Genomic DNA, 11,734 nt, shown 5'->3' with positions numbered 1-11,734 from the left:
CCTCGGCCGACGTAAGTGACGCCTCGGCCGACGTAAGTGACGTCTCGGCCGACCGGGGCGACGCCTCGGCGGGTCAGCGGCGGCGGAACTCGCGGAGGGCGAGCGCAGCGGCGAGGCCCACGACGACGCCGAGGAGCGTCTCGGCGAGGCGTGACCACAGCAGGGCGTCGACGGGCTGTGGGTGGCCGAGCTGGACCATCAGCAGCGAGAGCGGGGTGATGGCGACGAGGGCGAGGCCGTAGTGACGCCCGACGAGCAGCTCGGTGACCGCTTGGAGCGCGGCAACGACCACCGCGACGACGAGCGCGGGGAGCGAGACCGAGAGCAGCACCGCTGCCAGGACCAGGCCGACCAAGGTGCCGACGACGCGCTGCAGCCCGCGGGTCGTCTGCGCCAGCAGCCCGGTGACGCCGAACGGTACGGCCGCGGCCACCATCGCCCAGTAGGTGTGGCTGAGCCCGAGCGCGGTGGAGACCGTACCGGCGACCACGACCGCCACGACGGCCGCGGTGGCGTGGTCGAGGCGTACCTCGCCACGGCTCGCCTCGACCGAGGCTCCGCTGCCGGCCAGCCGCTCTTCGAGCAGACCGAGGAGCACGGCGATCAGGGCTGCGGCGGACGCCACACCGACCGCCACCACGACCCCCGACGGGGTCACCGGGAGCGCGGCACAGGTCGCCACCGCGAACACCGGGAACATCGGTCCCGGAGGCCGCAGCACGAACCGGTCCGAGAGCATCGACCCGGCCGCAGCCCACACCGCGGCGACCGGGATGACGAGCCAGGCCCGGTGCGGGGACGTCGCGACGAGCGCACCGCACAGGACCGCGGCACACATCAGCGCGCCGGCAGCGGTCTGGGTCCGCCAGCGACCTCGCAGCGGCTGGCGGCCGCCGTAGATCGAGGCGAAGGTGCCGAAGCAGGCGTACGCGGCGAGCTCGATGTGTCCGACCCCGGCCAGCGCCACCAGCCCGACGAGCAGCGTCACGCTCGCGCGCCAGGCGGGCGAGTGGCTTCCTGGCGCCGGTGAGATCCGGATGGACTCCTGCATCAATCGCTCGAGCCGGCTCCGGTCGCTGCCCAACCCATCTCCCCCGTGCCGTACCGCTCTCATCGCACCAGACACCTTACGGCCACCCGGAACCACCAGATAGTCCAGGGAGTTTCCGTCCGTTACCAGCCGGTAGAGCGACGGAAACTCCCTGGACTACCCGGCGGGTTCAGCTAAGCCGGTCGAGAAGCTCAGCGACACCGTCCCCGCGCAGGTCCGCCATCACCTCGCGCCTTCCGGCCATCGCCATGACCAAGTCGAGCAGGCGGCCGTTGACCTCGGGGCCGTCGCCGGCCACGAACTCGGCGTCGACCGCTCGGAGCCGGAGGCCCTCCACCAGCGACTTGCTGTTGACCGCGAAGTCCTTGGTGGCGAAGAACCTGGCGACAGCCGAGAGCCCGTCGGGGTCGGGGTCGTGCCGGATGCCGAGGGGCCGCCGGATGTCCTCGCCGTGCACGATCATCTCCCCCAGCCCGCCGACGCTCTCCTTCCGCGGCAGCGCGATGGGTCCGATCCGGGCGTACATCTCGAGCGTCTCCTCCGGCGAGGATCCGCGGAACTCCTCGAGCCGCCTGCGGTTGTGTACGGCCGGATCGAACCGCGCCCCGATCATGCTCCGCAGCCAGGCCGGGAACGAGAGTCGCGAGGCCGCGCCGAGGTGCGCCACGACCTCCTCCGCGTCCCACTCCCCGCAGAGGGTGGCCGAGCGCCACTGCTCGGGCGAGAGCGACCTCAGGTCATCGACCAGTGCGTCCCGCTCGCGCAGCTGGATCACCGACAGCTTCGTCATGCGGACACTCTGACAGGTCCCTAGGGGCGGTCGCGCTTGGCGCGCTCCTCGAGCGCGATGTCGAGGAGGGAGCGGGCGCGGGCGTCGAAGCCGTGGTCGCGGTGGATGCGGGCGGCCTCGGCGCGGATGTGCTCGTCGGTGCCGAAGACGACCGAGGGGTCGGGCATCGAGGACCATTTCACCAGGTCCTCGGGGGTCTCGTAGACCTGCACGGTGTCGCCGAAGACGTCGCGTAGACCGACGACGTCGTCGGAGATGACCCGGGCGCCGGAGGCGACGGCGTCGAAGAGCCGGTTGGAGATGAAGCCGTAGTCGCGCATGTCAGACCAGTGGTCGTTGAGTACGACCCCGGCGGCCCGGTACTCGGCGCCGAGCCGGGTGTTGGACATGAACTGGGCCTTGACGTAGTGGCGCGGGATGTAGGGCTCCCAGCCGTGGCCGTAGACCGACAGCGGCAGTCCTGCCGAGACCGCGTCGTGGATGATCGGGCGCTCGACGTCGCGCGAGGTGCCGACGAAGAGCACCGCGTGACCGGAGTCGGGCAGCGCCCGGTCGGGGTTGAACAGCTCGGGGTCGGTGGCCTGCAGCAGCGGGTCGATGCGAATGCCCCACCGCGCCGACATCCGCTCGGCCCAGATCGGCCCGGCTGCCAGCAGCCGGTCGAACGAGGCCGCCTCGGCGCGGGTGACCGCGTCGGGGTGGGAGATCACCCAGCCGATGTTGATCCGGCCGTCGGGCGCCGGGAAGTAGCGCGAGAGACCGCGCAGGGTGACCACGACGTCGTCGTCGAGCGCGCTCGGCCGCTCCCACTCGTAGTGGTGGTCGACGACCGCGGACTGGCCGAGCCTGCGCAGCGAACGGGCCAGCGCACGGGCGAAGTGGGTGTCACCCCACCGCTCTCCCTCCGGCGCGCCGGGCGCGGAGATCTTGATCGACCAGCGCAGCTGCGGGACGCCCTCGACGACCGAGGCGCGCGGCATCGGGGCGAGGATCGGTCGGGTGGCGGCGTACGTCTTCGCGGGGCCGGTCGGGTTCCCGGCCGCCGCCCGGCCGACGACCTGGTAGCCGCAGGCCGCCCAGGCGGCGACGTCGTCGCGTGGCTCGGTGCGGCCGAGCCAGCGGTCGAGGTAGATCAGCCGGTTGCGCGGGGCGCGGGCGAAGCGGCCCTTCGACTTCGACTCGTGGTGGACGACCTCGGAGGAGGTCACGACCCGGAACAAGCCCGGCCGCAGCGCGGCGAGCCGGTGGCACAGGTCGACGTCCTCCATCCCGTTGGTGAAGATCGGGTCGAACCCCTCACATGCGACGACGTCGCGGTAGCGCATCACCAGCGCCGCGCCGGTGAGCGCGGAGAACCGGTGACCGTCGAGACCCGCGGCGTCCTCAGGCGGGTACTCGGCGAGCATGTTGTAGGGCAGCCCGCCGTAGGGCGGGAAGACGACCCCGGCCGACTGCACCGACCCGCTCGGGTAGAGCAGCAGCGGCTGGACCGCGAGCACCTCGGGATCCTCGAGCGCCTCGACCAGAGGCGAGAGCCAGCCGGCCAGCGCCGTGGTGTCGTTGTTGAGGAAGACCACGGTCTCCCCGGTGACGTACGGGATGGCGAGGTTGTTGCCGAGCGCGAAGTTGTGGTTGACGGTGCTGTGCACCACCTTCACCTCGGGGAAGCGAAGCGGCAGCGAGTCGAGCACCGCCGAGACCCGGGCCGAGGAGCCGTTGTCCCAGACCACGATCTCGAGCCGCTTCTCCCCCGCGCCGTGCTCCATCACGGCCTCGACCGCGCCCACGGTCAGCAGCGAGTCGTCGTAGGTGGGGATGACCACCGAGACCACGTCCGGGTCCGGGGTGCGCGAGCCGAGCGCGCTCCAGTCGATGAAGGTCCGGTTGCGTACGACGTCCTCCCACGACTCGAGGTCGAAGGGGTCGAGCGGGAGCCGGTCCTGCCGCGGACGGCGCGGGTTGATGCCCTGGCGGCGCTCGACGCCGACCTCGGGCACGACCTCGATCACCGACTTCGAGGTCAGCCGCAGGGCAAGGTCGTAGGCCCAGCCGAAGCCGATGTCGTCACGGGGACCACCGACCTCTTCCAGAAGCGGCGCGGAGACCAGCAGTCGCGAGACCAGGGTCCGCATCAACGGACCGGGCACGTCGGGTCCCGGCGAGGCCGGAGGTACGTCGATGGCGAACCGCTGCTCGGCCTGCCACGGGCGCTCCAGCACGTCGGCGACCAGCGGCCTCCCGGCCGCCTCGGCCACCGAGACCAGCCGCGCGAGACGGCCGGGCCTCCAGACATCTCCCCCAGCGACGTACGCGACGAAGTCGCCGTTGACCTGCGAGAACGCAGCGACCACGCCGGGCTCGCCGCGGTCCGGGTCGCCGAGCACGACCCGGGCGCCAGGGGTGACCTCAGCGATGACCTCGGCGACCGACGGGGTCAGGCCGCGGTCGATGACGATGACCTCGGTGCTCACCCCGGTCTGGGCGGCCACGCTGTCCAGCGTCGCTCGGGCGTGCTCGTCGGAGGCGCCCAGATCGACGATGACGGTGACCGTGCCGACCGGCTCACGACCGGCGGGGGCAGCCGGGACGCGGTCGATGTCCGGCCGCCAGGTCTTCGGGCCGCCCTGCCGGGCCTGCCACTCCGCGCGCCGGTCGCGGATCCAGTCGCGCAGGTCGGGGAACCGGCCGTCGACCTGCTCGAGCCAGTCGTTGGCGCGGCGTCCGTTGCGGGCGCCCCGGTCGACGTAGTGACCGATCGCGCCGCCGTAGAAGTTCTCGGTCTTGCGCCGCTCGGTGTAGCCGTCGGTGTCGAAGAGCGGGTGCGTCGGCTGCAGCCACAGCTCGGCGCGCAGCCAGTAGAGGAACGGGTCCTGATCGCCCATCTGCTTGCGCAGCCGCGGGGTCAGCCGCGCGACGAAGAACTCCGGGTCGAAGAGCGGACTGGGCTGCGCCAGCGGCTTGGCCGGGTCCTGCTCGAGATAGTGCCGGGCGGCGCGTTTGCGGTCGAGGCGCTCACCGACCTGCTCGGCGTACCACTCGTGGTCGAACAGCGGGCAGTCGACCAGCAGACGTACGTCGTCGGCCCGGCTGTAGAGGGGCGAGTCGTTGTAGACCTTGCGGGCAAGGTCTCGCCCCCTGCGCAGTCCGCCACGTGCGATGCGCTTCAACTCTTCGTCCACTAAAGGTCCCCCAAGACGCTCTAGATCGTGCTTCGGCAGTGGGTCAGACTGTCACAGTGCCGAGTGGCGGTGAACGGCGCCACGCACGTTCACCCAACTGTCAAGGTCAATTCTGCCGCCACAGCGGCATGACCGCCTCCCGGATCTCGTCGGGCATCGGCGTCACCGGACGCGACGGGTCGGTGTTGTCGACGTACACGTGCACGAACCGACCCTCCGCCGCGGCCTCCTCGCCCGGCCCCTGGAAGAGCCCGATCCGGTAGATGACCGACGAGCTCCCGACCTTGTCGACGACCAGCCCGGCCTCGACCGGCTCGGGGAACCCGATCTCGCGCAGGTAGCGGCACGAGGTCTCCGCGACGATCCCGATCTTCGGCAGCTTTCGCACGTTCACGCCGGTCGTCTCGAACAGATAGGCGTTGACCGCGGTGTCGAAGTACTCGTAGTAGGTCGCGTTGTTGAGGTGACCGTACGCGTCGTCGTCGCGCCAACGGGTGGTGATCGTGCGCCAGTGCACGTAGTCGGCGCGGGTCGGGGCCTTGCGGTCAGGAGTGCTCATCGCCGCTGATCCTAGATCCTAGAGCTCGTCCTCGACCGCACGGACCAGATAGGGCGCCAGCGTCATCGAGAAGGTCGCGGTGATGTGGCTCCGGTCGCGATAGGCCTGCACGTGGCCGACCACCAGGGGACACCGGTCCTCGTCGCAGTAGGCCGCAGAGAGGTCGATCAGCGAAGCGCCCGGCCCTGCCAGGCGGACCGCTTCGGCGAGCGGGTCAGAGGTGGCGTACGCCTCCTGGCGGGTCATCTCGCACGCCCCGGCGTCCGCGAGCGTCTCGATCTCGTCGAGGCAGGTCGCCGCCTCGGGGGTGAGGTACGGGTTGTCGGCGAGCGCGATGATCTTCGTGCCCCGCTCGAGCATCGGCTTCCAGGCCTGGGCGAGCTGGTCGGCGACCGGGTTCGGCTCGCCGGCCGCGAGGTTCGGATTGCGGCGTTGGGTGACCAGCACGACGTCGTACGCCCCCTGGTCGAGCTGCTCGATCAACGCCTCGTGGTAGGCGCGGCGCGGGTCACCCGCGGTGGCCGGGAGCAGCCCACCGCCGTTGGCGACCAACGTGTCGACCGACCATCCTGAGCTCTCGGCGACCCGGGTCAGGCCGGGGATCAGCGAAGCGCCGTGCGAGTCACCGACCAGCGCGACCCTGAGCGCATCCGGGTCGTCGGAGCCGAGGTGGCAGACCTCGGGGCGGGCGTCGGCGGCGTACGTCTCGATCTCGGGGAGGTAGCACCGGTAAGCCCGGCCGGTGTCATCCTTGCGGGCGATCGGTGCAGGGAGAAGTACGCCGTCGAGCTCCGGGTTCCGGCACCCCTCCATCAGGGCGGCGGCGCCGAAGCACTCGGTGTCTCCCGTTGCGAGCGCCTCAGCCTGGGCGCGACTCTCATCGACCAGGTTGCGCCCGTGCAGGATCCCGGGGACCGCGACGGCGGCGACCAGGGCCGCTCCGAGCACCCCGAAGAGGAAGGCCCGCGGGGTGGTCTCCAAGATCGGTCCGGTGCGGAACGGCGTCTCCACGAACCGGTAGGTCAGGGCCGCGAGGCCGATGGTGACCAGGAGGATCAGCGGCTCGCGGAGCCAGGTGCCGAGCACGGGCCCGGTCTCGGGGAGCACGACCACGAGCGGCCAGTGCCACAGATAGAGCGAGTAGGAGACCGTCCCGATCCACTGCACGACCGGATGGCCGACGACCCGAATCCCGAGGCCGCGGGGCGCGCCCGCCCAGATGACCAGCGCGGTGCCGACGACCGGCAGCAGCGCCACCCAGCCCGGGAACGGCAGCGAGTCGTTGAAGAGCAACAGCGCGCCGAGCACCCCGAGCCAGCCGGCCACCGCGGCGTACGGCGCCCAGCGCCCGGGCACGCGCTTGAGGGAGAACGGCAGCACAGCGATGAGACCGCCGACCGCGAACTCCCAGGCGCGCACGTAGGTGACGAAGTAGGAGTCGGCGCCGTCCGTCGCGGTCACATACACCGAGGCCGCGAAGCTGACCACGAAGACGGCAAGGAAGAGCGCCCGGATCGCCGTCAGCCGCACCTTCGGCCGTCGCCGGGTCAGGAGCGCCGCCGCGACGATCAGCAGCGGCCAGATGAAGTAGAACTGCTCCTCGACCGACAGTGACCAGTAGTGCTGCACGGGCGAGGGCGGGTCCTCGGCGGCGAGGTAGTCGACCGCCGCCCAGGACAGCTGCCAGTTCTCGACGTAGAACGCGGCCGCGACCGTCTCCCGCAGGAACTGCTGCCACAGGGCCTCCGGCACCAGGACGTACGTCGCCACCGCACTGCATACGAGCACCAGCAGCGCCGCGGGGAGCAGCCGCCGGATCCGGCGCGCCCAGAAGGCGCCCAGCCGCACCCCGCCCGGCTTGGCGGCCTCGCGCACCAGGTGGGAGGTGATCAGGAAGCCCGAGATGACGAAGAAGACGTCGACGCCGGCATACCCGCCGCGGATCGCGCCCGGCCACAGGTGGAAGAGCACGACCCCCAGCACCGCGGCCGTACGCAGCGCCTGGATCTCCGGCCGCTTGTCCCGCGCCGGCTGCCCGGCCTGCCCGGGCTGCCCGTCCTTGGCGGGCGCGACGGCGACAGCGGTCACCGGCGCACCCTGCGGACGACCCGGCCGGCGACGCGGCGGGCCTTGCGGACACCCCGTTCGCCGAAGGTCAGCGGGATCTCGATCCCATGGCGCGGGCGACCGTCGAGCTCGACGATCTGCGCACGCTCGTCGATCCGCTCGCCGATGACGTCTTCGTGGATGATCACCGGCCCGTCGAACTCGCCCAGCGCGTCGCGGCCCTCGAACCGCATCCGCCAGCGACCGCCCGAGAGCGAGGTGGTCGGCAGCGCCACCTCGAGCTGTCCGGACGCGAGCTCGCTGGCGGCGTAGTCCAGAGCTCGGCGCCGGCGGTCATGGAGGAATACCACACGGAGTCGCTCGGGCCTGACCATCGTGTGGGCCAGGTGCAGGTGGGCGCGGCCGTCGACGAGCGAGAGCGAGGTGGCGGTCACCGGGTCGGTCGCGCCTGCGACGACTTGGCGCAGCAGCTCCGGGCCCTCGTCGAGGGCTGCCATGATCCGGCCGAGCCGCCAGCCCGGCGCCTCGTCAGTCTCGTCAGTCTCGCTTGCCTCGCTTGCCTCGGAGACTGCGGTGAAGAGGTCGCGATGCTTGAGCACCAGGTCGGCGAGGTCGTCGCCGACGAGCGTCTCATCGCCCAGCGAGATCGTCGCGACAGCGTTGACCAGCGGCCGCTGGAGCGTACGCAGCGGCACCACGCCGCTGTCGGCGACCAGCTGCAGTGTCTCCAGGACGTCGGCGACCGCACGGTCGCCCCAGCGGACGTCCTCGCCGATCAGCCGGGCGGCGGTGGCCCACTGGCCCGACTCGACGAGCCGCCAGCCCCACCGCTTGTCGCGCTCCAGGTCTTCGACCACACCGTCGTCGAAGAGTCCGACCAGCTCGGCGACCAGGACCCGCGCGGGTTCCAGCGCCTCCGGGTCGATCACGGACATGCCCCGCAGCGCGCGGACGATCGCCATCCACCCATCGGCGTCGAAGATCAGCGACGCGTACTCCGCGCGCACCCGCGGGTCGCCGAGCTCGATGATCCGGCGGGCGCAGCGCAGCTCCTGCTCGAGATAGCTGATGATCCCCGCCGGCGAGTGCGACCTCGCCGTCATCGAACCCGGTCCGGGCCGGTCGCGGTAGACGTAGACCGTCTCGGTCACAATGTCGAAGCGGGCCGTGGTCAGCGCGTGGACCATCGGCTCGATGTCGTTGGAGCGTGAGGCGTCGGGGAACGAGATCTGCGCCGCGTCCCAGAAGTCGCGCCGGAAGACCCGGTTCCAGCAGGCCCGGTTGCGCAGGGCGGACGGCGCGTCGGACAGCGTCACCAGGGTGCGCTCCTCGTCGAAGGCCGGCCATGCCCGCACCGGCCACCAGACCCGGTCGCTGAAGAGCTTGAAGAACCGGCCGACGACCATGTCCGAGCCGGTCTGCCGCGTCTTGCGCAGCATCGCGGCGTACGCCCCGCGGGGCACCAGGTCGTCACCGTCCGCGAACGCGAGGAAGCGGCCGCGCGCCAGCGAGACACCGTGGTTGCGCGCCTGTCCACCGCCCTTCCCGGGTGAGCGGACCACCGTCAGGCGCGGGTCGCGTGCTGCGTACGCCTCGGCGATCTCGAACGTCTCGTCGGTCGAGGCGTCGTCGACGACGATGACCTCCAGGTCCACCGGATCGACAGGCGTGGACTGGTCCTCGAGGATCGAGGAGAGCAGCTCGCCGACCCACAGCCCGACATCGTGCGTCGGAACGACGACGGAGAGCTCAGGAGTGGTCATCAGGCTGCACCCTCCAGGTCGCCGACCAGATCGCTCGACAACCCGTCGAGCAGCCGCAGGTAGTCGCGCGACATGTCGTAGGGCGTGTACGCACGCGTGAACTGCTGAGCGGCCCGATGCCGCGACTCCTGCCCGTCCAGGGCCTCCAGGATCGCCGCCGCCAGCGCCACCGGCTCGTCGGGCTCCGGCGCGTACGTCACCACCCACGGCTGGTCGGCGAACTGCCGCGCGACCGGGGTGCCGTCGGGGATCACGGCGGTGCGACCGAAGGTGCCTGCGGCGAGCAGCGAGCCGGAGTTGAGGATACGGCGGTAGGGCAGCGCCACCACGTCGCTGGCCCGCATCCAGTCGGAGAAGTCGGCGGCCTCCACGAAGCCGAGCCGCTTGACGATGTTCGGGGCCGAGAGCATCTCCTCGACTGTCTCCACGTCGGAGGCGGGCACCACCTTGCCGGCCACGACGAAGGTCAGATCCGGCACCTGCTCGGCAGCGATCTCGACCGCCCGACAGAGCACGTCGAGGCCCTTGTACGCCCGGATCTGGCCGATGAAGCCGACCGTCGGCACCCCCTGCGGGACCCCGATGCGCTCCCGCGAGGCGGCGTCGTCACCACCGTCGGGGTACACACCGAGGTAGGACGAGTGCGGCAGATCGACGATCTTGTCGGGTGGGAGCGTGTAGTAGGCCGCGGTCTCCTCGACTGTAGCCGGGTTGAGCTGGATGATCCGGGTCGCGTAGCTGGCCAGCGCCTTGGCGACCGCGAGCTCGACGTCGACGTAGTCCGCCTCGTGGGCGATCGAGTTGTGCACCGTCCACAGCACGTCGGCGCCACGGTCGCGCAGGCCGCTCAGCACGTCCTCGAACCGGGCCGCGTTGGCCCAGGCCTCCTCGACGCTCTCGCAGCCGGAGGTCACAGGCGAGGTCCAGTGGACATGAAGCACGTCTCCCCGCCCCATGTGCTCCGCGCGCGCCTCCAGCCGGCGTAGACCTCGTATGCCGTCCGTGACATCCCAGCCCGCGGCTCGCGGCGCCACGGTGAGCATGGTCAGGTACGGGTTGCTCGCGTAATGAGGGAACGACAGCAGGGTCGAAGGCATGTGGGGGTCCTCGAAGGTTTCTCGTTATGACGTGACGCTCCCCCGGACGGACGTCAACATGACGAGACGGGTCTCGCCGGAGCCACCAAATACCCGGCGGCTGAGGAATTCTAGACGGCTCAAGAGGACCGCCTTTACCAATCAGCACCATTGCTAGCGCGCGTTGACCTTTTGTTCATCGAACGTTCACCAGACATACGCGTTCATATCGGCGAGGACCTGGTCTGATGCCGTAGCGACGCATCAGTCAACCACTACATCACCCAGCGCTGTCTCTCGCCTTCACCCATTCGTCGTACGGCACCGGGTCGGCGTCGTTCTCCGCCTGGTCGACGATGCTCTCGGTGAACCAGGTCCGCAGCGACACCATCTCCGGCGTGGAGCGCAAGGTGAGCAGCTGGTGGGTCTCGCTGATCTCGTCGGCCAGGTTGTCGGCAGCCAGCAGCTCCCGCAGCATGGGGCCCATCTCGCGGGGAAGGGTCATCTCGATGTCGACGTACTCCAGCCCCGCCGCGGCTGCGTCCAGAGCGATCCGACGACCCATGTGCCGCGCGAAGGCCGGCCGGGTCACCAGCCGCTCGATCAGCTCGCCGAGCTCGCGCGGCGGGGTCGGGCCGTCCTCGGAGTCGATGAGCTGGAGCTCACGGACCAGATCGTCGAGCCGCTGGTCGATCTGAAGCCCCAGCTGCACCGGGCAGGCGGGAAGCCGCACGGTGACCCAGTCCGCGGGAAGGGCGGCCGGCTCCAGCAGCGCCTGCTCGCCGAACTCCACGGCGGGAGGCCGTACGTCGTGCTCGACGCCGTCGCCGGCGAGCTCGGCCCAGATGCGCCGCCCGTCGGCACGCTCCTCGATCCCCCACGACTCCGCCAGCACCGACACGATGACCAAGCCGCGTCCCGTGGTGCCCTGGCTTTCGACCGGGGGCGGGGCCACGGCGGGGAGCGGGACCAACGCGCCGTCGTCCTCGACGCTGAGCCGTACGGCCGGTTCCAGGTCACGCAGACGGATATGCATGTAGGGGCTGCCGCTGTGCAGGGCCGAGTTCGCCGCCATCTCGGTGATACACAGGGCAGCATCGTCGACAAGATGATCACGGCCCCACTCCACGAGACCGTCGGTGACGAATCTGCGCGCGCCCGGCACGCTGGCGGTCTCGGCGGCGAGGCGCACTCGCAGCTCAGGACGGCCCCCGTCTGGCACGTACATCATGTGGCCAGTGTGCCTCTC

At 70.8% G+C, this 11,734-nt stretch carries 8 protein-coding genes; all 8 read right to left on the bottom strand.

Translation table 11 applies throughout. The features are described from left to right. Positions 1–73: 73 nt before the first annotated feature. Positions 74–1,114 (bottom strand): FUSC family protein, encoded by a 1,041-nt coding sequence (locus ABT304_RS23840; RefSeq protein WP_350719021.1) that lies wholly within the window; start codon positions 1,112–1,114, stop codon positions 74–76. A gap of 106 nt (positions 1,115–1,220) precedes the next feature. Further along, positions 1,221–1,841, bottom strand: coding sequence for a maleylpyruvate isomerase family mycothiol-dependent enzyme (locus ABT304_RS23835; protein ID WP_350719019.1), 621 nt, complete (start codon positions 1,839–1,841; stop codon positions 1,221–1,223). A gap of 20 nt (positions 1,842–1,861) precedes the next feature. Continuing rightward, the gene (locus tag ABT304_RS23830; protein ID WP_350719018.1) at positions 1,862–5,008 is read right to left on the bottom strand and encodes a glycosyltransferase; all 3,147 of its coding nucleotides are present in this window, start codon (positions 5,006–5,008) and stop codon (positions 1,862–1,864) included. A gap of 118 nt (positions 5,009–5,126) precedes the next feature. Then, complete coding sequence (locus ABT304_RS23825; RefSeq protein ID WP_008358262.1) at positions 5,127–5,579, bottom strand: acyl-CoA thioesterase; 453 nt, start codon at positions 5,577–5,579, stop codon at positions 5,127–5,129. Between the two features lie 18 nt (positions 5,580–5,597). Beyond that, positions 5,598–7,667: an acyltransferase family protein gene (locus tag ABT304_RS23820; protein WP_350719016.1), complete on the bottom strand. Its 2,070-nt coding sequence runs from the start codon at positions 7,665–7,667 to the stop codon at positions 5,598–5,600. Continuing rightward, positions 7,664–9,409 carry a glycosyltransferase family 2 protein gene (locus ABT304_RS23815; RefSeq protein WP_350719014.1) on the bottom strand — a complete coding sequence of 582 codons (1,746 nt, stop codon included), beginning with the start codon at positions 9,407–9,409 and terminating at the stop codon, positions 7,664–7,666. Before ABT304_RS23815 ends, ABT304_RS23820 begins: the two co-directional genes overlap by 4 nt. Beyond that, positions 9,409–10,506 carry a glycosyltransferase gene (locus tag ABT304_RS23810; RefSeq protein WP_350719012.1) on the bottom strand — a complete coding sequence of 366 codons (1,098 nt, stop codon included), beginning with the start codon at positions 10,504–10,506 and terminating at the stop codon, positions 9,409–9,411. The genes ABT304_RS23815 and ABT304_RS23810 overlap by 1 nt, the downstream gene beginning before the upstream one ends. 259 nt (positions 10,507–10,765) lie before the next feature. Beyond that, positions 10,766–11,716 carry an ATP-binding protein gene (locus ABT304_RS23805; RefSeq protein ID WP_350719010.1) on the bottom strand — a complete coding sequence of 317 codons (951 nt, stop codon included), beginning with the start codon at positions 11,714–11,716 and terminating at the stop codon, positions 10,766–10,768. Between the last annotated feature and the right edge of the window lie 18 nt (positions 11,717–11,734).

The sequence above is a fragment of the Nocardioides sp. NPDC000445 genome, from assembly GCF_040300245.1.
Taxonomy (GTDB): domain Bacteria; phylum Actinomycetota; class Actinomycetes; order Propionibacteriales; family Nocardioidaceae; genus Nocardioides.
This window is presented reverse-complemented; position numbering and strand designations above follow the sequence as displayed.